This window comes from Massilia sp. 01N410, assembly GCF_056399665.1.
Genome location: NZ_JBFTRV010000002.1, coordinates 430,689 through 451,073, shown reverse-complemented (window position 1 = coordinate 451,073; position 20,385 = coordinate 430,689). Strand labels below are relative to the sequence as shown.

Here is a 20,385-nt window from a genome sequence, read left to right as displayed (position 1 = left end):
CGAACGATGAACTACGAAGGCAAAACCGCACTGGTACTCGGACTTGGCGAATCGGGCCTCGCGATGGCGCAATGGCTGGCGCGTTGCGGCGCCCAGGTGCGCGTGGCCGATACGCGTACCGAGCCGCAGCGCCTGGTCGCGCTGCGCCAGGCCGTGCCGACTGCGGACTTCATCGGCGGCGCCTTTAGCGTCGCGCTGCTGGACGGCGTCGACTTCGTCGCCGTCAGCCCGGGCCTGGCGCCGGAACGCGAGCTGGCCGAGATCGCACCGGGCGCGGCCGCCCGCAATATCCCCGTGTGGGGCGAGATCGAGCTGTTCGCCCAGGCGCTGTCCGACCTGAAGACCACCCGCGGCTATGCGCCGAAAGTCATCGCCATCACCGGCACCAACGGCAAGACCACGGTGACGAGCCTGACCGGCCTGCTGTGCCGCCGCGCCGGCTTCACCACCCGCGTGGCCGGCAACATCAGCCCGGCCGCGCTGGACGTGCTGCGCGAAGTCCTCGACAAGGAAGAATTGCCGCAGGCCTGGGTCCTGGAACTGTCCAGCTTCCAGCTGCACACCACCTTCAGCCTGAACCCGGATGCCGCCACCGTCCTGAACCTGACCCAGGACCACCTGGACTGGCACGGCAGCATGACCGCCTACGCCTTCGACAAGGCGCGCATCTTCGGCAAGGACACGGTCCGCGTGCTGAACCGCGACGACGCCACCGTGATGCGCATGACGAATCCGGATGTGCAAGTCACCACCTTCGGCACGGGCGAACCGGACGCGCCGGGCAGCTTTGGCCTGGTGAACGAGCGCGGCGTGCTGTGGCTGGCGAATGCGAATCCGGCCGAGGAGCCGGAGAAGAAGCGCAAGAAAAATGAGCCGGAAGAGCCGCAGGAAGTGGTGATCAACCGCCTGATGCCGGCCGACGCCCTGCGCATCCGCGGCATCCACAACGCCTCCAACGCGCTGGCCGCGCTGGCCCTGTGCCGCGCCTGCGGACTGCCCCTGGCGCCGCTGCTGCACGGCCTGCGCGAATACCAGGGTGAGCCGCACCGCGTCGAACTGGTCGCCAGCATCGACGAGGTCGAGTACTACGACGACAGCAAGGGCACCAATGTCGGCGCCACCGTCGCCGCGCTGGAAGGCCTGGGCCAGACCTTCGGCGAGACCGGCCGCCAGATCCTGCTGATCGCCGGCGGCGACGGCAAGGGCCAGGACTTCGCACCGCTGGCCGGTCCGTGCTCGCGCTACGTGAAGGCAGTGCTGCTGATCGGCCGCGATGGGCCGGCGATCAAGGCCGCCATCGAAGCGAGCGGCGTGCCGTGCTTCAACCTGCCGGGCCTGCCGGAAGCGACCCGCCGCGCCGGCGGCCTGGCCAAGCCGGGTGACGTGGTGCTGCTGTCGCCGGCCTGCGCAAGCCTGGACATGTTCACCAATTACGCGCACCGCGCCCAGGTCTTCGTCGACACCGTGCGCGAGATCGCGCTCGAGAAGGGGCAGGACATCTGATGGCCTTCCAGCTTCCCTTCAAGTTTGGCGGATCCTCGGACGATGCGGCGATCGCCGCGCGTGCGCGGCCGTCGCGCATGATGGAATACGACCAGCCGCTGGTATGGGTCGTGGTCCTCTTGATGCTGTTCGGGATGGTGATGGTGTATTCGGCCTCGATCGCGCTGCCGGATTCGCCCAAGTTCGCCTACCTGGGCGGCAAGAACAACTACTTCCTGCTGCGCCAGGCGATGTTCATCGCGGTCTCGCTGCTGTTCGGCCTGTTCGCCTTCCGCATCCCGGTGGCGGTATGGCAGCGCTTCGCGCCGCTGATGTTCGTCGTCACCCTGATCATGCTGGCCATCGTGCTGGTGCCGGGCGTCGGCGTCTCGGTGAACGGCGCGCGCCGCTGGCTGCCTTTGCGAATCGGCCAGCCGTCCGAGATCATGAAGGTGGTGGCGGTGCTGTACGCCGCCGACTTCACGGTGCGCAAGCAGCAATACATGCACAAGCTGACCAAGGGCTTCATGCCGATGGCCGCCGCGATGGCGCTGGTCGGCGTGCTGCTCCTGCTCGAGCCCGACCTCGGCGCCTTCGGCGTGATCGTCTGCATCTCGATGGGCATCCTGTTCCTGGGCGGCTTCAATATGATCTGGTTCGGCGGCATCGGCGCCGTGCTGGTAATGGTGTTCTCGACCATCATCGCGCTCTCGCCCTTCCGCCGTGCCCGCATGTTCGCCTACATGAATCCGTGGGAAGAGGGCAATGCGCTCGACAAGGCCTACCAGCTGACCCATTCGCTGATCGCCTTCGGCCGCGGCGAGCTGTTCGGCGTCGGCCTGGGCGGCAGCGTCGAGAAGCTGCACTACCTGCCGGAAGCGCATACCGACTTCATCATGGCCGTGATCGGCGAAGAGCTCGGCCTGGCCGGCGTGCTGGTCGTGGTCGGCCTGTTCTACTGGTTAGTGAAACGCGCGTTCGACATCGGCCGCCAGGCGATCGCGCTGGAGCAGCACTTCGCCGGCCTGGCCGCGAAGGGCATCGGCATCTGGCTGGGCGTGCAGGTCTTCATCAATATGGGCGTGAACCTCGGCCTGCTGCCGACCAAGGGCCTGACCCTGCCGCTGATGAGCTACGGCGGTTCCGGCCTGATGTTCAACTGCGTCGGCCTGGCGATCCTGCTGCGCATCGATTACGAAAACCGCGTCCGCATGCGCGGCGGCCGCCAGGGAGCGATCAAATGAGCAAGCGTCTGATGATCATGGCGGCCGGTACCGGCGGCCACATCTTCCCCGGCATCGCGATCGCCCAGTCGATGCGCGAGCGCGGCTGGGAAGTGAGCTGGCTGGGCACCGCCCACGGCATGGAGAAGGACATCGTGCCGAAGCACGGCATCCCGATGGACAGCATCGACTTCGCCGGCCTGCGCGGCAAGGGCCTGGGCCACACCATCGCCGGCGCCTTCAAGATGCTGGGCGCGTTTGCCGCCTGCCGCCGGTTCATTGCCGCCCGCAAGCCGGACGTGGTGCTGGGCATGGGCGGTTACGTGACCGTGCCGGGCGGGATGATGGCGCGTTCGCGCGGCGTGCCGCTGGCGCTGGTGAATGCCGACGCCGCGCTGCTGCTGTCGAACAAGACCCTGACACCGATGGCCCAGCGCGTGCTGTTCGGCTTCCCGGCCGACTTCGGCAAAGCGGCCGGCAAGGCGGTCGTCACCGGCAACCCGGTGCGCAAGGAGATCCTGGAGATGCCGTCGCCGGGCCACCGCTTCGCGAATCGCAGCGGCCCGCTGAACATCCTGGTGGTGGGCGGCAGCCTCGGCGCGAAGGTCCTGAACGACAGCGTGCCGGCGGCCCTGGCCCTGATTCCGGAAGGCCTGCGCCCCGTCGTCACCCACCAGTCGGGCAAGAAGAACATCGACGCCCTGCGCGCGGCCTATGCAAGCGCCGGCGTGCAGGCCAATGTGGTCGACTTCATCGACGACATGGCGGCGGAGTACGCGAATGCCGACCTGGTGATCTGCCGCGCCGGCGCGATCACGGTGTCGGAACTGACCGCCGCCGGCGTCGCCAGCGTGCTGGTGCCTTTCATCGCCAGCACCACCAGCCACCAGCGCGACAACGCGGTCTGGATGGCGGGGCAGAAGGCGGCCATCCATTTGCCGCAGGGCGAGCTGAACCCGCAGCAGCTGGCGAAGCTGCTGCAAACGACCTCCCGCGACGACTGCCTCCGCATGGCGGAAGCGGCGCAGGCAGTCGGCCGGCGCGACGCCAATGCGGCGATCGCGCAGGTGCTGGAAGAACTGAGCAAAGGCAGCAAATGAAACACAAGATCAAACACATTCACTTCGTCGGCATCGGCGGCAGCGGCATGAGCGGCATCGCCGAGGTGCTGCTGAACCTCGGCTACAAGGTGTCCGGTTCGGACCTGGCCTCGAACGCCGCCAGCCAGCGCCTGGCCGAACTTGGCGCGACGGTTCACATCGGCCACGCGGAAGAACACGTGCGCGGCGCCGATGCCGTGGTCACCTCGACCGCCGTCAACGAAGCGAACCCGGAAGTGGTGGCCGCACGCGCCGCCAAGGTCCCGGTGGTGCCGCGCGCCATCATGCTGGGCGAACTGATGCGCCTGAAGCGCGGCATCGCGATCGCCGGCACCCACGGCAAGACCACCACCACCAGCCTGGTGGCTTCGGTGCTGGCCGAAGGCGGCATGGACCCGACTTTCGTGATCGGCGGCCGCCTGAACAGCGCCGGCGCCAACGCCAAGCTGGGCACCGGCGACTACATCGTGGCCGAGGCCGACGAGTCCGACGCCTCCTTCCTGAACCTGTCGCCGATGATCGAGGTGATCACCAACATCGACGCCGACCACATGGACACCTACGAGCACGACTTCGAGAAGCTGAAGGCGGCGTTCGTGAACTTCACCCACCGCCTGCCGTTCTACGGCCGCGCGATGATGTGCATCGACGACGTCAACGTGCGCGCCATCCTGCCGCAGGTGACCAAGCCGGTGACGACCTACGGTTTTTCGGAAGATGCGGAGGTGCGCGCGCTGGACGCCCACGCCGACGGCACCCGCATGCGCTTCACGGTGCGCCAGGAAGGCTATCCCGACACCACCTTCGTGCTGAACCAGCCCGGCATGCACAACGTGCTGAACGCCTGCTCGGCGATCGCGATCGCGCGCGAGATCGGCGTCCCGGACGAAGCCACGGCCAAGGGCCTGGCGGAGTTCCGCGGCGTCGGCCGCCGCTTCACCCGCTACGGCGAGATCCCCCTGGAGTCCGGCGGCAGCTTCACCCTGGTGGACGACTACGGCCATCATCCGGTCGAAGCCCAGGTGACCCTGGCGGCCGCGCGCGCGGCCTATCCGGGCCGCCGCCTGCTGCTGGCCTTCCAGCCGCACCGCTATACCCGCACCCGCGACCTGTTCGAGGACTTCGTCAAGGTGCTGGCGGCGCCGGACGTGCTGCTGCTGGCCGAGGTGTACGCGGCCGGCGAAACCCCGATCGTGGCGGCCGACGGCCGTGCGCTGGCGCGCGCGCTGCGCGCCGGCAGCCAGATCGAACCGATTTTCGTGGAATCGATCGCCGACATGCCGGCGACGATCCTGAAGGTGGCGCGCGACGGCGACGTCGTGCTGACCATGGGCGCCGGCTCGATCGGCGGCGTTCCGCACCAATTAACACTGCTTCAAAAGGTAGCGAATTAAGAGCTGATTATGAGTACGCTTACTCAAACTGAAATCAAGGAACTCGGTAAAGTCGCCGTCCTGTTCGGCGGCCGCTCGGCCGAGCGCGAGATCTCGATCCTGTCCGGCACCGGCGTGCTGCAGGCCCTGCAATCGAAGGGTGTGGACGCCCATGCCTTCGATCCGGCCGAACGCTCGCTGGCCGAACTGGCCGCCGAAAAGTTCGACCGCGTCTTCATCGCGCTGCACGGCCGCTACGGCGAGGACGGCAGCCTGCAGGGCGCCCTCGAGCAGCTCGGCATCCCCTATACCGGCAGCGGCGTGATGGCTTCGAGCGTCGGCATGGACAAGATCACCACCAAGATCGTCTGGCTGGCGAACGGCGTCTCGACGCCGAAGTACGCCGTCATCGACGACGACACCGATCTGGACAAGGTGGTGGCCGACCTCGGCCTGCCGCTGATCGTCAAGGCGCCGCTGGAAGGTTCGAGCATCGGCATCACCAAGGTGACCCGTCGGGAAGAGCTGCAGGCCGCCGTCGAGCTGTCCCGCAAGTACGACACGCGGGTGCTGGCCGAGCAGTTCATCGAAGGCCGCGAATTCTCGGTGCCGCTGCTGGGCAGCGGTCCCGCCGCCCGCGCGTTGCCGATCATCGAGATCGTCGCCCCGGAAGGCAATTACGACTACCAGAACAAGTACTTCACGGACGACACCAGGTACTACTGCCCGGCGCCGCTTGACGCGGACCTGACCGCCGCGATCAAGCGCGAGGTCGAGAAGGCCTACCGCGCCCTCGGCTGCGAAGGCTGGAGCCGCATCGACGTGCTGCTGCGCGAGTCCGACCAGCAGTTCTTCCTGCTGGAAGTGAACACCTCGCCGGGCATGACCTCGCACTCGCTGGTGCCGATGGCGGCGCGCGCGGAGGGCACCAGCTATGAGGACCTGTGCGTCGAGATCCTGCGCTCGGCGTCGTTGAAGATTGGCCAGAAGAAGGAAAAGGCGTAACAAGATGTGGCATGACGCGCGAGCCCTGAACGCAACCTCCGGCGCGATTACCGCGCTGGTGGCGCTCGCCTGTATCGCGTCGGGCGTCTGGTGGCTGTCGCAGCGCCCGATGTTCACCCTGCGTGCGGTGCGTGTCGAAAGCATGTACGGCCTGGACCTGCAGCACGTGAACGAACTCACGGTGCGCAATGGCGTGCTGGGCAAGATCAAGGGGAATTTCTTCACTTCCGACCTGGAACAGGTGCGCGCCACCTTCGAGGCCGTGCCCTGGGTCCGCAAGGCCAGCGTGCGCCGCGAGTGGCCGAACCAGCTGATCGTCCAGGTCGAGGAGCACGAAGCGCTCGGTACCTGGGGCGAGGACGGACGCCTGCTCTCCGTCAAAGGCGACGTCTTCACCGCCAACCTGGCCGAAGCCGACGAGGACCACGAGCTGCCTGCTTTCGATGGTCCTCCCGGCAGCGAGAAGGAAGTGCTGGCCCGATTTGCCGAACTGCGCGGCCTGTTCGCGCCGATCCGCCTGGTGCCGGCTTCGCTCAGCCTGTCGAAGCGCTACGCCTGGACTGTCCGGCTGGACAACGGCATGAGCGTGGAGCTCGGCCGCGAGCTGGGCAAGGATGGCATGAAGGCCCGCGTGCAGCGCCTGGTGAGCATCTACCCGCAGCTCACCGCCCGCCTGCAGGAGGGACGCATCGACACGATCGACATGCGCTATCCGAACGGGCTGGCGCTGTCGTCGGCGGCATTGAGCGTGCCGCTTGATGCCACCAAGCCGGTCAAGGCGGCAAAGAAAAAAGCAAGCAACAAAACAACAAAGCAAACTTAATCAAGCAGGCGACAGCAAACATGACAAAAGACGCAAAGAACCTGATCGTCGGCCTCGACATCGGCACCTCGAAGGTGGTGGCGGTGGTGGCCGAGGTGATGGCCGATGGGCGCCATGAAGTAATTGGACTCGGCCAGCACGAGTCGAAAGGTTTGAAGAAGGGCGTTGTCGTCAACATCGAAGCGACCGTCGAATCGATCCAGCGCGCCCTCGAAGAAGCCGAGCTGATGGCCGACTGCAAGATCCGCAACGTGTATGCGGGCATCGCCGGCAGCCATATCCGTTCGTTCAACTCGAGCGGCATGGTGGCGATCAAGGACAAGGAGGTCACCGCGACCGACGTGGCGCGCGTGATCGAGACGGCGAAGGCGGTCAACATCCCGACCGACCAGCAGTTGCTGCATACGGTGCCGCAGGAATTCATCGTCGACAACCAGGAAGACGTGCGCGAGCCGATCGGCATGAGCGGCATCCGCCTGGAAGTGCGCGTGCACATTGTTACAGGTGCGGTGTCCGCGGTACAGAATATTGTAAAGTGCGTGCGCCGTTGCGGACTCGAGGTCTCCGACCTGATCCTGCAGCCGATGGCGTCCGCCGATTCCGTGCTGACCAACGACGAGAAGGAACTCGGCGTGGTCCTGATCGACATCGGCGGCGGCACCACCGACATCGCCGTCTTCAGCGACGGCGCGATCCGCCACACGGCCGTGATCCCGATCGCCGGCGACCAGATCACCAGCGACATCGCGATGGCCCTGCGTACCCCAACCGGCGAAGCGGAAGAGATCAAGATCCGCTACGGCGTGGCCAAGCAGGTGCTGGCCGATCCGGGCGAGACCCTGGAAGTGCCGGGCCTGGGCGACCGCGGTCCGCGTTCACTGTCGCGCCAGGCGCTGGCCGCCGTGATCGAGCCGCGCGTCGAGGAGCTGTTCGCGATGGTGCACCAGGTGGTGCGCGAGTCCGGCTACGAAGGCGTGCTGTCGTCGGGCATCGTGCTGACCGGCGGCTCCTCGATCATGCCGGGCATGATCGAGATGGCCGAAGACATCTTCCTGAAGCCGGCGCGCCTCGGCACGCCGGAGTATCGCGGCCAGTTGGCCGACGTGGTGCGCAGCCCGCGTTACGCCACGGTCCTCGGTCTTTTGCTGGAGGCGAAGAAGCAGTATCTGCGGGGGCACATCGTCACGCGTCAGGATGGATCGGTGAAAGCGGTATGGCAGCGGATGAAAGAGTGGTTTTTAGGGAACTTCTAAAGGTTTTCGTAACAAGTGGTAACGGTTTTGCTTGGTAACGTTCGTAAATTATTTTTAAAATAGACGCGTGTTTCCAATCTCGAGTTTTGACAGCCTTTCTGTGAGGGTTCGAGCTTGGAAACGGCACTTTGAGAGATTAGGAGTTCATCATGGAGTTTGATATGGTCGATAACGCATCACTGGGCACCGTCATCAAGGTTGTCGGTGTTGGCGGCGCGGGTGGTAATGCGGTGCAGCACATGATCAACAAGGGTGTTTCCGGTGTGGAGTTCATCGCCGCAAACACCGACGCGCAGGCGCTGGCCGCTTCGGGCGCGCACAACATCATCCAGATCGGCGATTCCGGCCTGGGCGCAGGCATGCGTCCGGAAGTCGGCCGCCAGCTGGCCGAGCAGTCGCGCGCGCGCATCGAAGACTCGCTGCGCGGCGCGCACATGGTCTTCATCGCTGCCGGCATGGGCGGCGGCACCGGCACCGGCGCCGCCCCGATCGTGGCTGAGGTGGCCAAGAACCTGGGCGCCCTGACCGTCGCCGTGGTTTCCAAGCCCTTCTCCTACGAAGGCCAGAAGTGCATGGACGTGGCCGAAGCCGGCCTGGAAGAACTGACCAAGCACGTCGACTCGCTGATCGTGATCCTGAACGAGAAGCTGGAAGACATCTACGAAGACGACTGCATGCTGGACTGGATGAAGCATGCCGACGACGTGCTGAACAACGCCGTTGCCGGTATCGCCGAGATCATCAACGTGCCGGGCCACATCAACGTCGACTTCAACGACGTCAAGACCATCATGAGCGAGCAGGGCAAGGCCATGATGGGCACCGCGACCGCATCGGGCGTGGACCGCGCGCGCATCGCCGCCGAACAGGCCGTGGCTTCGCCGCTGCTGGACGGTATCGACCTGTCGGGCGCCAAGGGCGTGCTGGTGAACGTCACCGCGTCGCGCAACCTGAAGGGTAAGGAAATCAAGGAAGTGATGGCCGCGGTGCGCGCCTTCGCCGCTCCGGACGCCGCCATCGCCCAGGGTATCGCCTACGACGACGCGATGGGCGACGAACTGCGCGTGACCGTGGTCGCGACCGGCCTGGGCAAGAACAAGGCCAGCATCTCGCTGGTGCAGCCGCAGCAGGTCCTGCGTACCGGCACCTACGGCGCCCCGGTCATGTCCGGCGCACCGACCATGGCCACTGGCGGCATGGGCATGGGCTCGATCGCCGGCGCCGGCCACATGGAAGGCATGAAGCAGCCTGCCGTGTGGCGCCGCGAACAGGCCTCCGAGCAGGTCCGCGCGATGCAGAACAACGGTGTCGAAACCTACGACATCCCGGCCTTCCTGCGCAAGCAAGCCGACTAAGCAAGCCAAAACTCCATGATGCAAGGGCCAGTACCGACCAAGCGGTACTGGCCTTTTGTTTTGCTCAAAATTCGGGGTCAGAGCACATTTCCCAACAAATTCGGGGTCAGAGCACTTTTATGGGCAATTGCTTTGCCGCGCATAACTTGACCGGTTTCCGATGACCGATCGTTCCGCCGCCAAGCAAAAGCCATCAGGGCGTCCGATAAAAACTGATCTGCGGGACATTGTTCAGAAAAGTGCTCTGACCCCGAAAGGTTGGAATAAAGTGCTCTGACCCCGAATTTCGCCAGATCAGGCATACTTGCGGGTTCTGATAATCACAACATGGAGTACCTGATATGACCATCCAGATCGGCGACCGCCTGCCGGAAGCGACCCTGTCGGAATTCATCGAAACCGAAACCGAAGGCTGCTCCCTCGGCCCGAATACCTTCAACGTCGCGGACCTCGTGAAGGGCAAGACCATCGCCATCTTCGGCCTGCCGGGCGCCTATACCCCGACCTGCTCGGCCCAGCACCTGCCGGGCTACATCCAGCTGGCCGACCAGCTGAAAGCCAAGGGCGTGGACGAGATCTGGTGCGTGTCGGTCAACGACGCCTTCGTGATGGGCGCCTGGGGCCGCGACCAGAAAGCCACCGGCATCGTCCGCATGATGGCCGACGGCAGCGGCACCTTCACCAAGGCGCTGGGCCTGGAGTTCGACCTGAGCGCCAAGGGCCTGGGCGTGCGCAGCCAGCGCTACTCGATGCTGGTCGAGGACGGCGTGGTCAAGCAGCTGAACCTCGAGAACGGCGGCGGCTTCGCAGTCTCGTCGGCCGAGAAGCTGCTGGAACAGATCGGCTAATCATCCCGCTACGCTGACGAACGGCGCTGCGGCGCCGTTTTTTATCACCATGATCATCAATACCGAATCCCCCGACCAGCCGGAAGTGCGCGACATGCTGGCGCGCCTCGACGCCTACTGCGCCTCCCTCTATCCATCCGAGAGCAACCACCTGATGGACATCGCCTCGCTGATGCGCGGCGACGTCCTGTTCCTGGTCGCGCGCGGCGTCGACGGCGCAGCTAGCGGCTGCGCCGCCCTGGTCCGGCGCGATGCCGAGGGCGAAGACGAAGGCTATGGCGAGATCAAGCGCATGTTCGTCGACGAAGCCAGGCGCGGCCTCGGCACCGGCCGCAAGCTGATGGAACACATCGCGATGTTCGCCGCCATGTCCGGCCTGCGCGTGCTGAAGCTGGAGACCGGCATCCACCAGTCAGACGCCATCGCCCTGTACGAACGCTTCGGCTTCGCGCGCTGCGGCCCCTTCGGCGATTATCAGCCCGACCCGCTGTCGGTCTTCATGGAGAAGCACCTGTGAATCCGAGCACCACGGCGCAAGGCAGCAGATTGAGCGGCAACCTGCGCAGCATCCGCGCGATGCTGGCGGCGGTGCTGATGTTCTCGGTCATGGACACGATCATGAAGCTGCTGTCCGCCGAATTCCCGGCGATGCAGGTGGCGTCCCTGCGTTCCCTGTCGTCGCTGCCTTTGGTGTGCGCCTGGGTGGCATGGCGCGGCGGCTTTCGCACGATGCTGCAAGTCCGCTGGCCGCTGCACCTGCTGCGCGCGCTGATCGGCATCTTCATGCTGGCCCTGTTCGCCTATGGGGTGAGGGGACTGTCGCTGGCGGAGGCCTATACGATCTTCTTCATCGGCCCGATCCTGATCACGGCGCTGTCCGTGTTCGTGCTGAAGGAGCGCGTGAACGCTGCGCGCTGGCTGGCGATCGCGGTCGGCATGGCCGGCGTGCTGGTGGTACTGCGGCCCAGCGGCGAGGGCTTCCTCACGCTGGGCGGACTGGCGATCCTGCTGGCGGCCGTGTTCTACGCGGTGTCGGCGGTGACCGGCCGGGTGCTGGCGCGCAGCGACAGCAGCGAGCAGATGGTGTTCTGGCTGATGCTGCTGATGGCCCTCGGCGCCACTGCGCTGGCCGCGCCTTCCTGGACCCCGGTCGAGGTGCGCCACCTGCCGCTGCTGGGCGGCCTGGCGCTCAGCGGTTTCCTGGCCCAGCTGGCGATCACCGAAGCCTTCAGCCATGGCGAAGCCTCGGTGGTCGCGCCCTTCGAGTACACGGCCCTGGCCTGCGGCATCGGGATCGACTGGGTGTTGTGGCAAACCTTGCCCGATCAATACACTCTCATCGGTGCGGCAATCATCATCGGCAGCGGCCTGTACCTGATCCGCCACGAATCCACCCACGCGGAGGGGGAACATCCCTGAAAACGTGGTGTTCCTGCCACCGGCCGAGGGAGGCCAGGGCGAAGAAACAGGGCCTCCTATATAATCGAACGATGCTCAAACAAAGAACAATCAAACAGCTGGTGCGCACGACAGGCGTCGGCCTGCACTCGGGCACCAAGGTCGAGCTGACCCTGCGTCCGGCTGCCGTCGACACCGGCATCGTGTTCCGCCGCGTGGATCTCGACCCCGTGGTCGAGTTTCCGTCGAACGCGGAAATCGTCGGCGACACCCGCATGGCCTCGGTCCTCAGCAAGGACAATGCGCGCGTCTCGACCGTCGAGCACCTGATGTCGGCCTGCGCCGGCCTCGGCATCGACAACCTGTACGTCGACGTCACCGCCGAAGAGATCCCGATCATGGACGGCTCGGCCTCGTCCTTCGTCTTCCTGCTGCAGCAGGCCGGCGTGCAGGAGCAGGCCTCGGCCAAGAAATTCATCCGCGTGCTGGAGCCGGTCGAAGTGCGCCAGGGCAGCGGCAACAACGAGAAGTGGGCCCGCCTCACGCCTTTCGACGGATTCAGGCTCGACTTCTTCATCGAATTCAACCACCCGGCCGTCGACGGCACCATGCAGCGCGCCGAGGTCGATTTCGGCAAGGTCTCCTACGTGCACGACGTGGCGCGCGCCCGCACCTTCGGCTTCATGCAGGACGTCGAAAGCCTGCGCGGCATGGGCCTGGCCCGCGGCGGTTCGCTGGAAAACGCGATCGTGATGGACGAGTACCGGATCCTGAACGCCGACGGCCTGCGCTACGAAGACGAGTTCGTGCGCCACAAGATCCTCGACGCGATCGGCGACCTCTACCTGGTCGGCCACCCGCTGCTGGCCAGCTACGAAGCCCACAAATCCGGCCACGGCCTGAACAACCTGCTGCTGCGCGAACTGCTGGCGCATCCGGAAGCCTACGAGATCGTCACCTTCGACCAGCAGGAGCGGGCGCCGGTGTCGTATGGGGCGCAGATGGAGCGGGAGTGGGCTTTAACCTGAAGCCCTGAACAACGTCGTCCCCGCGCAGGCGGGGACCCAAGTTCGGTGCGTTCCACTACCGTTATAAGCCACCAGTACGCTAGCAAACTCGGATTCCCGCCTCCGCGGGAACGACGGTCTTCGTGACCGCTATTTATTCTTGCGCCTCTCCGCCAGCCGCCTGATCGCCGCAATCAACTGCGCGTTCTGCGGCGATTCCGGCAAAGCATCCCCCAGCTCCTCGAAGGCCTGCACCGCCGTCGGCGGCAGTTCCAGCGAGGACGGCTTCAAACCCTCCGGTTCAGCCGGCAGCGCGCGTCCCACCTGGATCTTGATCCGCACCGAGTCCACCTGCCAGCCCTTCTTCTGCAGTGCCGCCTGCAGCTTGGGCGCCTGCTGCTTGAGCTTGGCGGCCACGGCCGAGGAGGGCACGGCCAGGGTCAGCACGCCATCCTGGATCGCCAGCGCCTCGCAGTTGGCGTACATCGGCGGCAGGATCAGGCGCACCTCTTTTTGCAGGCTGGCCATGCGGGTGGCGGCCGGCAGCAGGGCGGCCATGCGGTCGTTACGGCGCAGGAAGTCGGTCGCCTCGATCGACGTGCGGCGAACCTTGGTGCCGTAGATATGATAGGGAGGCTTGGGTGACTGCATGGGCGGAACATACCACAGCCAGGCCGTGCTCATAAAGAAACGTACGGTAAACGTGCTTTCGAGTGCAATTTGATAACATTCTTTGTCCGCCTGCACTTGTGATGCGCCCGTTCACCCCCAAGTGTGGCCGGATCGCATGATAAAATCGGTGGCTTTTTGCCATAGGCGGTCGTCGGCGGATATTATTTTGATATCATCCATGGCTTTTTCGCGGCGTACTTTTTAAGAACACAGCATGTCATTCCTGACCAAGATTTTCGGCAGCCGTAACCAGCGACTGCTCAAGCAATACCAAAAAACCGTGCGCGACATCAATGCGCTCGAGCCGCAGATGGAAAAGCTGTCGGATGCCGAACTCCAGGCCAAGACCCCCGAATTCAAGGAGCGGATCGCCGGCGGCGCTTCGCTCGACGACATCCTGCCGGAAGCGTTTGCCGTCTGCCGCGAAGCCGCCAAGCGTGTGATGAAGATGCGCCACTTCGACGTGCAGCTGATCGGCGGCATGGTCCTGCACTATGGCAAGATCGCCGAGATGGGCACCGGCGAAGGTAAAACCCTGATGGCAACCCTGCCGGTCTACCTGAATGCGCTGTCCGGCAAGGGCGTGCACGTGGTGACCGTCAACGATTACCTGGCGCAGCGCGACGCCGAGCAGATGGGCCGCCTGTACGGCTGGCTCGGCCTGACCACCGGCATCAACCTGTCGCAGATGGATCACGACAGCAAGCAGAAGGCCTACGGCTCCGACATCACCTACGGCACCAACAACGAATACGGCTTCGACTACCTGCGCGACAACATGGTCTACGATGCGCGCGAACGCGTGCAGCGCGGCCTGAACTTCGCCGTGGTCGACGAGGTGGACTCGATCCTGATCGACGAGGCCCGTACGCCGCTGATCATTTCCGGCCAGGCCGAGAACCACACCGACCTGTACCACAAGATCAATGAAGTCCCGCCGATGCTGACCCTGCAGATCGGCGAAGAGACCCCGGACGGCAAGGGCACGGTCGAAGTCCCGGGCGACTACACCAAGGACGAGAAGGCGCACACCGTGCTGCTGACCGAGGCCGGCCACGAGAAGGCCGAAGCCATCCTGACCAAGATGGGCCTGCTGCCGGAAGGCGCCTCGCTGTACGACGCCGCCAACATTACCCTGATCCACCACCTGTACGCCGCCCTGCGCGCGCACGTCCTGTACCACAAGGACCAGCACTACGTGGTGCAGAACAACGAAGTGGTGATCGTCGACGAATTCACCGGCCGCCTGATGACGGGCCGCCGCTGGTCCGACGGCCTGCACCAGGCCGTCGAAGCCAAGGAAGGCGTGCGCATCCAGAACGAGAACCAGACCCTGGCCTCGATCACCTTCCAGAACTACTTCCGCATGTACACCAAGCTGTCCGGCATGACCGGTACCGCCGACACGGAAGCCTACGAATTCCAGGAAATCTACGGTCTCGAGACCGTGGTGATCCCGCCGAACAAGCCGTCGCAGCGCAAGGACCGCCAGGACCAGGTGTATAAATCGGCCGAGGAAAAGTACAACGCGATGGTGGTCGACATCCGCGACTGCCACGAGCGCGGCCAGCCGGTGCTGGTCGGCACCACCTCGATCGAGAACTCGGAACTGCTGTCCGGGATCCTGACCCAGGCCAAGCTGCCGCACAACGTGCTGAACGCGAAGCAGCACGCCCGCGAAGCGGAAATCATCGCCCAGGCCGGCCGTCCGCAGATGATCACCATCGCCACCAACATGGCGGGCCGCGGTACCGACATCGTCCTCGGCGGTAACGTCGAGAAGCAGATCCAGTTCATCGAGGCCGACGAGTCGCTGTCGCCGGAACAGAAGACCGAACAGTCGCAAAAGATGCGCGATGAATGGCAGTCGCTGCACGACCACGTGGTGGCGCAGGGCGGCCTGCACATCATCGGTACCGAGCGCCACGAATCCCGCCGCGTCGACAACCAGCTGCGCGGCCGTTCGGGCCGCCAGGGCGATCCGGGCTCCTCGCGCTTCTACCTGTCGCTCGACGATCCGCTCCTGCGCATCTTCGCCGGCGACCGCGTGCGCGCGATCATGGACCGCCTCAAGATGCCGGAAGGCGAACCGATCGAGGCCGGCATCGTGACCCGCTCGATCGAGTCGGCCCAGCGCAAGGTCGAGGCCCGCAACTTCGACATCCGCAAGCAGCTGCTCGAGTACGACGACGTCGCCAACGACCAGCGCAAGGTGATCTACACCCAGCGTAACGAACTGCTGGAGTCGGCCGACATGTCGGAACTGATCACCAGCCTGCGCGTGGGCGTGTTCACCGACGTGGTGCGCACCTACGTGCCGGCCGAGTCGGTCGAAGAGCAGTGGGATATCCCGTCGCTGACCCGCGTCCTGAACGACGAGTGGGCGCTGCCGGTGCCGCTGGCGCAGATGCTGGAAGACGAGCCGAACCTGAACGACGACGACATCCTCGAGCGCGTGCTGGCCGCCGCCGACGAATCCTACAATAGCAAGGTCGCGATCGTCGGCAAGGAAGCCTTCGGTGGCTTCGAGCGCAACGTCATGCTGCAGAATATCGACACCCACTGGCGCGAGCACCTGGCGGCGCTGGACCACCTGCGCCAGGGTATCCACCTGCGCGGCTACGCCCAGAAGAACCCGAAGCAGGAATACAAGCGCGAAGCCTTCGAGCTGTTCGGCGCCATGCTGGACCAGATCAAGAACGAAGTGATCCGCACCATCATGACGGTCCGCATCCAGACCCGCGAGGAAGTCGAGGCGGCCGAGGCGGCGATGCAAGCGGCCGCGGCGCACCTGGAGAACGTGAACTACCAGCACGCCGACTTCGACCCGACCGCCGCGCCGGAAGAACTGATGGCGCCGCAGGCGGTCACCGCGGGCACCACCGCGGTGAGCGACGATCCGGCCACCACCTACATGGGCATGAAGGTCGGCCGCAACGATCCTTGCCCTTGCGGCAGCGGCAAGAAGTTCAAGGCTTGCCACGGCAAGCTGGCGTAATCGAAGGATTGCGGAAAAAAGAAAGGCGCCCAGTGGGGCGCCTTTTTTATCATCCAGCCGCCAAGCCCTTCCGCAACCAGATCACCGCCTCGTCACTGATCCCCGACCCCTTGCGCAGCATCGACTCTTCCTCGGTCGCACGGCGGAAACCCGCCACCGCCTCCGGGTCGGTACCGACCATATCGTGGAACAGCGCCATCCACTGGCGCCCCAGCGCCCGGGAAGCCGGCTGCGCGGCATCCGGATCGCGGCGCATCTGTTCGCGCACCTGGCCGATCAGGGGCGCCCATTCGTGGCCGCGGCGGGCCCAGTGGCTGCGCATGCGCGCGATCACGCTTGGCTCCAGGTAGCGCGACCAGATCGCGTATTTCAGCTCGCCGATCACCGCCATCACGTAGCGCATGAGGTGCTCCGGCATGCTGACCGAGCCTTTTTCGCGCTCGGCCATCAGGTTGACGCGCGCCGCCAGTTCGGCGTCGCCGCCGGTGCCGCGCCCGAAGGCGTCCAGCCAGCGCCGCCCGAAGTCCCGGGCGGTGTCGGAATCCGGCGCTACCTGCGTGCGGATCAGCTCCTCCGCTTCTTCGGTCAAGCGCTTGAATTGCGCCTTGATGGCCTCGTCGTGGTACATCGGAAGGCGGGCCAGTTCGTCCTGCGTGAAGTATTTTTCGTACATGCTCATCTGCTCCAGTGAGTCCAGCCAGGTGGACAGGTCCGGCTGGCCGCCGCTTGCGAGTTCGGCGCGCAGGCGCTGCAACTGCTCGCGCATGCGCGCGGCTTCCAGCATCTGCCGGTCGAGCGTGGCCAGCTGGCGGTCGATCACCGCCAGCGGCGATCCCGCCGGACTGTCCAGGTAAAGGCCGATGTCGGCCAGGCTCATGCCGAAGGAACGCAGGGCCTGGATCTGGTGCAGGCGCGCCACGTCGTTGCGGTCGTAGAGCCGGTAGCCGGCATCGGAACGCGCGGAAGGCTGGAGCAGTCCGATGCTGTCGTAATGGTGCAGCGTGCGTACCGTCAGCCTGGCAAGCGCGGCGAGTTCTCCCACTTTCAGCATGCGGACATCTCCTTTCTTCAGCGTGGCGCCATTCTGGAGCCTGACGTGGCGTGAGGGTCAAGCGGTGAATGATACCGCGCCGGAATGCCATAAGAATCAAATACATATGGAAATTTGTTCAGTTGTGGACGGACCGGCGCCGGGTTAAGCTGCACGACATACTGAACAAATCAGGAAGCCCATGAGACACCGCTCCGTCACCGCGCTGGCCGCCGCCTGCGCCATCGCCGCCGCCGTTCCCGCCTTCGCCGCCGATCCGGCCGCCACCGCCATCCTGAAGCAGGCCCTCGCGGCGCAGGGCGGCGAGGCGCTGCTGCGCGGCGTGAAGACAGTCGCCTTCGAATCGGCGGGCTACCGCAACATGCTGGAGCAGTCGGAGCGCCCCGAAGGCCCTTACCTGGTCGAATTCCACGAGCTCTCCGAACTGCACGACCACGCGCGTCAGGCGCTGCGCCGCCAGCTGCAGGTACGCGTGCCGCCAGCCGGCAGCTACACGCAGACGACGCTGGTGGCCAACGGGGTGGCGATGCAGGCCTGGGGCGAGCGCCAGATGCCGGGCGGCAGCCAGGAACCGCAGCTGGCCGCCGAGGCGCTGGCCCTGAGCCCGGAACGGGCACTGCTCACCGCCCTCGATGCGAAGGATTCGCACCGCGAGGCCGACCAGGTCGTGCACGGCGCACCGCACCAGGTCGTGGCCTTCACGCTCGACGGTGCGCCCGCGCGTCTCTATCTCAGCCAGTACACCCACCTGCCGTCGGCGCTCGAATACGCCGGCCCGGCCGCGCGCAGCGGCTACACGGCCTACCTCGGCGACGTGGTGCAGCGCACGAGCTGGGGCTTCTGGCGCCTGGACAAGAGCGGGCTGCGCTACCCGATGCAGTGGGACATCCAGGTCAACGGCATGCCCGACCGCACCCTGATGCTGCGTTCGCTGAAGGTGGACGCGCCCTACGATCCGGCGCTGACGACGGTGCCCGAGGCGGTGGCGGCGCGTTTCGATCCGAAGCAGCCGCCGCGCGACCCGGCCATGACGCCGCTGGGCGCGAAGAAGACCGAGATCGCGCCCGGCGTGCTGCTGATCGAATCGACCTGGAACGTCGCCATCGTCGACCAGGGCGACGGCCTGGTCGTGATCGAGGCGCCGTTCTCGTCCGCCTATTCGTCCAAGGTGCTGGCCGAGGCCGCGGCGCGCTATCCGGGCAAGCCGGTCAAGGCCGTGGTGACGACCTCGGATTCCTGGCCGCACCTGGCCGGCATCCGCGAATATGCCGCGCGCGGCATTCCGGTGTATGCCCTCGACCTGTCCAGCCCCATCGTGAAGCGCACCCTGGAGGCTTCCCATGCCGGCCGTCCGGACGCGCTGCAGCAGGCCCCGCGCAAGGCCGACCTGCGCCTGGTGGCCGGCAGGACGGTGATCGGCTCGGGACCCAACCGCATCGAGCTGTATCCGATCCGCGGCGCCGTCGCCGAGCGCCAGATGATGGCCTGGCTGCCCGGCCACCGCCTGCTGTACGGCAGCGATCCCTTCCAGAAGGACTCGTCCGGTTATAACAGCCCGCAGGCGGTGAGCGAGCTGCTGCAGGCGGCCGCGCGCGAGCGCCTGGACGTGGACCGCTTCTTCATGATGCACATGCCGCCGGCGCCGTTCGGCGAACTGCGCGCGGTGAAGGGCAGCGAGGGCTGAGCGGTCCCGGGATCCCGCCTAGCCGGCCGCATCCCGCGTCCCCGCATGCCGGAAGCGCTTCTCTTCATGCCATAGGGTGACGAACAGGGTCATCACCACCGGGCCGACGAACAGACCGATCAGGCCCAGGGTCTCGACCCCGCCGAGGATGCCCAGCAGGACCGCGAGGAAGGGCAGCTTGGTGGCGTTGCCGATGACGGTCGGGCGCACGAAGTGGTCGGCCACGAACAGCACCACCACGCCAAGGGCGACGATGGCGGCGGCGGCGCTCGCGTTGCCCTGGAAGAGCAGCAGGGCGGCGACGGCGCCGAAGGCCAGCGGCGCGCCGAAGGGGATGATCGCCAGCACGCAGGTGGCGGCCGCCCACAGCACCGCCGACGGCACGCCGGCGAACTGGTAGCCGATGCCCAGCAGGACGCCCTCGGCCAGGCCGACCAGCACCAGGCCGTTGACGGTGGCGCGCACCGCGGTCGGCACCTTCAGCGAATACAGGGCCCAGCGCTGGGCGCCGATCAGGTGGGCGCCGATGGCATGGGTCTGGCTCTGCAGCGCATGGCCGTCCTTGTAGAAGAAGAACAGGCAGAGGAAGGCGAAGGCGACGTCGATCAGGCGGTGCAGGACGCCGCTGCCGACCCGCTTGAGTACTTCGCTGGCCGACTGCATGCGGCCGACCGAGCCGTCCTGCAGCAGGTGCGCCAGGCCGTGCGGCTGGCCCAGGGTGGCCTGCCACCAGTTATAGATGGCGTCGCCGGCCATCGGGATCCGCAGCAGCCATTCGGGCGCCGCCAGGCCGTCGGTATTGGTTTTGGCGACCAGCTGGGCCAGCGCCGGCGCCTGGTGCGCGGCCTGGATCACGCCCAGCGCCAGCGGCGTGATGAAGACCAGCGCGGCGAGCAGCGTGACCAGGGCCGCGGACAGGATCTCGCGATTGCCGGTGAGGCGCAGCGCGCGCCGGTAGAGCGGCCAGGTGGCGATGCACAGGATCGCGGCCCACAGCAGCGGCAGCACGAAGCGCTGGGTCACGAACAGGGCGCACAGGATGATCGCCAGCGAAAAACAGGCGCTCAAGGTGCTGCGTTGGGTTTCGGTCATGGAAGTCTCCGCATGGTGGGA

At 65.8% G+C, this 20,385-nt stretch carries 17 protein-coding genes; 14 read left to right on the top strand and 3 right to left on the bottom strand.

Annotation, left to right across the window (positions count from 1 at the left end; all coding sequences use genetic code 11):
* The first annotated feature begins 6 nt into the window (after positions 1 to 6).
* From murD to lpxC, 12 genes are all read left to right on the top strand, one after another.
* A complete protein-coding gene (gene murD, locus AC1DOP_RS04605) occupies positions 7 to 1,503 on the top strand; it encodes a UDP-N-acetylmuramoyl-L-alanine--D-glutamate ligase (RefSeq protein WP_477250047.1) in 1,497 nt (498 codons plus the stop codon).
* Positions 1,503 to 2,726, top strand: a complete 1,224-nt coding sequence (gene ftsW / locus AC1DOP_RS04600) for a putative lipid II flippase FtsW (protein ID WP_442122215.1) — start codon at positions 1,503 to 1,505, stop codon at positions 2,724 to 2,726. The genes murD and ftsW overlap by 1 nt, the downstream gene beginning before the upstream one ends.
* Positions 2,723 to 3,805: an undecaprenyldiphospho-muramoylpentapeptide beta-N-acetylglucosaminyltransferase gene (gene murG / locus AC1DOP_RS04595; protein WP_477250045.1), complete on the top strand. Its 1,083-nt coding sequence runs from the start codon at positions 2,723 to 2,725 to the stop codon at positions 3,803 to 3,805. The genes ftsW and murG overlap by 4 nt, the downstream gene beginning before the upstream one ends.
* Complete coding sequence (gene murC / locus AC1DOP_RS04590) at positions 3,802 to 5,199, top strand: UDP-N-acetylmuramate--L-alanine ligase (protein WP_477250043.1); 1,398 nt, start codon at positions 3,802 to 3,804, stop codon at positions 5,197 to 5,199. The genes murG and murC overlap by 4 nt, the downstream gene beginning before the upstream one ends.
* 9 nt (positions 5,200 to 5,208) lie before the next feature.
* Positions 5,209 to 6,183 carry a D-alanine--D-alanine ligase gene (locus AC1DOP_RS04585; RefSeq protein ID WP_477250041.1) on the top strand — a complete coding sequence of 325 codons (975 nt, stop codon included), beginning with the start codon at positions 5,209 to 5,211 and terminating at the stop codon, positions 6,181 to 6,183.
* A 4-nt stretch (positions 6,184 to 6,187) separates the two neighbouring features.
* Positions 6,188 to 7,006: a cell division protein FtsQ/DivIB gene (locus tag AC1DOP_RS04580; RefSeq protein WP_442122219.1), complete on the top strand. Its 819-nt coding sequence runs from the start codon at positions 6,188 to 6,190 to the stop codon at positions 7,004 to 7,006.
* A 20-nt stretch (positions 7,007 to 7,026) separates the two neighbouring features.
* Positions 7,027 to 8,259: a cell division protein FtsA gene (gene ftsA / locus AC1DOP_RS04575; protein WP_052233471.1), complete on the top strand. Its 1,233-nt coding sequence runs from the start codon at positions 7,027 to 7,029 to the stop codon at positions 8,257 to 8,259.
* Between the two features lie 149 nt (positions 8,260 to 8,408).
* Complete coding sequence (ftsZ, locus tag AC1DOP_RS04570; RefSeq protein ID WP_442122220.1) at positions 8,409 to 9,614, top strand: cell division protein FtsZ; 1,206 nt, start codon at positions 8,409 to 8,411, stop codon at positions 9,612 to 9,614.
* A 341-nt stretch (positions 9,615 to 9,955) separates the two neighbouring features.
* A complete protein-coding gene (locus tag AC1DOP_RS04565; protein WP_442122221.1) occupies positions 9,956 to 10,462 on the top strand; it encodes a peroxiredoxin in 507 nt (168 codons plus the stop codon).
* 49 nt (positions 10,463 to 10,511) lie between these two features.
* Entirely contained in the window at positions 10,512 to 10,979 is a 468-nt protein-coding gene (locus AC1DOP_RS04560) for a GNAT family N-acetyltransferase (RefSeq protein ID WP_442122222.1), read from the top strand.
* 59 nt (positions 10,980 to 11,038) lie between these two features.
* On the top strand, positions 11,039 to 11,881 hold the full coding sequence (locus AC1DOP_RS04555) for a DMT family transporter (RefSeq protein WP_442122329.1): 843 nt from the start codon (positions 11,039 to 11,041) through the stop codon (positions 11,879 to 11,881).
* 71 nt (positions 11,882 to 11,952) lie between these two features.
* Positions 11,953 to 12,888 (top strand): UDP-3-O-acyl-N-acetylglucosamine deacetylase, encoded by a 936-nt coding sequence (lpxC, locus tag AC1DOP_RS04550; protein WP_442122223.1) that lies wholly within the window; start codon positions 11,953 to 11,955, stop codon positions 12,886 to 12,888.
* 129 nt (positions 12,889 to 13,017) lie between these two features.
* On the opposite strand, the gene AC1DOP_RS04545 is transcribed toward lpxC, so the two are convergent.
* Positions 13,018 to 13,518, bottom strand: a complete 501-nt coding sequence (locus tag AC1DOP_RS04545) for a DciA family protein (protein ID WP_442122224.1) — start codon at positions 13,516 to 13,518, stop codon at positions 13,018 to 13,020.
* Positions 13,519 to 13,753: 235 nt separating this feature from the next.
* Here AC1DOP_RS04545 and secA point away from each other — a divergent pair, with 235 nt between their 5' ends.
* A complete protein-coding gene (gene secA, locus AC1DOP_RS04540) occupies positions 13,754 to 16,537 on the top strand; it encodes a preprotein translocase subunit SecA (protein WP_442122225.1) in 2,784 nt (927 codons plus the stop codon).
* Between the two features lie 49 nt (positions 16,538 to 16,586).
* Here the strand turns inward: secA and AC1DOP_RS04535 are convergent, their stop codons facing one another.
* Entirely contained in the window at positions 16,587 to 17,588 is a 1,002-nt protein-coding gene (locus AC1DOP_RS04535; RefSeq protein WP_442122226.1) for a MerR family transcriptional regulator, read from the bottom strand.
* Positions 17,589 to 17,769: 181 nt separating this feature from the next.
* Here AC1DOP_RS04535 and AC1DOP_RS04530 point away from each other — a divergent pair, with 181 nt between their 5' ends.
* The gene (locus AC1DOP_RS04530) at positions 17,770 to 19,272 is read left to right on the top strand and encodes an MBL fold metallo-hydrolase (RefSeq protein WP_477250035.1); all 1,503 of its coding nucleotides are present in this window, start codon (positions 17,770 to 17,772) and stop codon (positions 19,270 to 19,272) included.
* Positions 19,273 to 19,290: 18 nt separating this feature from the next.
* Here the strand turns inward: AC1DOP_RS04530 and AC1DOP_RS04525 are convergent, their stop codons facing one another.
* Entirely contained in the window at positions 19,291 to 20,364 is a 1,074-nt protein-coding gene (locus AC1DOP_RS04525; protein ID WP_442122228.1) for an AI-2E family transporter, read from the bottom strand.
* Between the last annotated feature and the right edge of the window lie 21 nt (positions 20,365 to 20,385).

What these genes read in the sequence shown, in the direction of transcription:
- murD (WP_477250047.1), top strand. Translation starts at nt 7, where the DNA reads ATGAACTACGAAGGCAAAACCGCACTGGTACTCGGACTTGGCGAATCG.
- ftsW (WP_442122215.1), top strand. Translation starts at nt 1,503, where the DNA reads ATGGCCTTCCAGCTTCCCTTCAAGTTTGGCGGATCCTCGGACGATGCG.
- murG (WP_477250045.1), top strand. Translation starts at nt 2,723, where the DNA reads ATGAGCAAGCGTCTGATGATCATGGCGGCCGGTACCGGCGGCCACATC.
- murC (WP_477250043.1), top strand. Translation starts at nt 3,802, where the DNA reads ATGAAACACAAGATCAAACACATTCACTTCGTCGGCATCGGCGGCAGC.
- AC1DOP_RS04585 (WP_477250041.1), top strand. Translation starts at nt 5,209, where the DNA reads ATGAGTACGCTTACTCAAACTGAAATCAAGGAACTCGGTAAAGTCGCC.
- AC1DOP_RS04580 (WP_442122219.1), top strand. Translation starts at nt 6,188, where the DNA reads ATGTGGCATGACGCGCGAGCCCTGAACGCAACCTCCGGCGCGATTACC.
- ftsA (WP_052233471.1), top strand. Translation starts at nt 7,027, where the DNA reads ATGACAAAAGACGCAAAGAACCTGATCGTCGGCCTCGACATCGGCACC.
- ftsZ (WP_442122220.1), top strand. Translation starts at nt 8,409, where the DNA reads ATGGAGTTTGATATGGTCGATAACGCATCACTGGGCACCGTCATCAAG.
- AC1DOP_RS04565 (WP_442122221.1), top strand. Translation starts at nt 9,956, where the DNA reads ATGACCATCCAGATCGGCGACCGCCTGCCGGAAGCGACCCTGTCGGAA.
- AC1DOP_RS04560 (WP_442122222.1), top strand. Translation starts at nt 10,512, where the DNA reads ATGATCATCAATACCGAATCCCCCGACCAGCCGGAAGTGCGCGACATG.
- AC1DOP_RS04555 (WP_442122329.1), top strand. Translation starts at nt 11,039, where the DNA reads ATGCTGGCGGCGGTGCTGATGTTCTCGGTCATGGACACGATCATGAAG.
- lpxC (WP_442122223.1), top strand. Translation starts at nt 11,953, where the DNA reads ATGCTCAAACAAAGAACAATCAAACAGCTGGTGCGCACGACAGGCGTC.
- AC1DOP_RS04545 (WP_442122224.1), bottom strand. Translation starts at nt 13,518, where the DNA reads ATGCAGTCACCCAAGCCTCCCTATCATATCTACGGCACCAAGGTTCGC.
- secA (WP_442122225.1), top strand. Translation starts at nt 13,754, where the DNA reads ATGTCATTCCTGACCAAGATTTTCGGCAGCCGTAACCAGCGACTGCTC.
- AC1DOP_RS04535 (WP_442122226.1), bottom strand. Translation starts at nt 17,588, where the DNA reads ATGCTGAAAGTGGGAGAACTCGCCGCGCTTGCCAGGCTGACGGTACGC.
- AC1DOP_RS04530 (WP_477250035.1), top strand. Translation starts at nt 17,770, where the DNA reads ATGAGACACCGCTCCGTCACCGCGCTGGCCGCCGCCTGCGCCATCGCC.
- AC1DOP_RS04525 (WP_442122228.1), bottom strand. Translation starts at nt 20,364, where the DNA reads ATGACCGAAACCCAACGCAGCACCTTGAGCGCCTGTTTTTCGCTGGCG.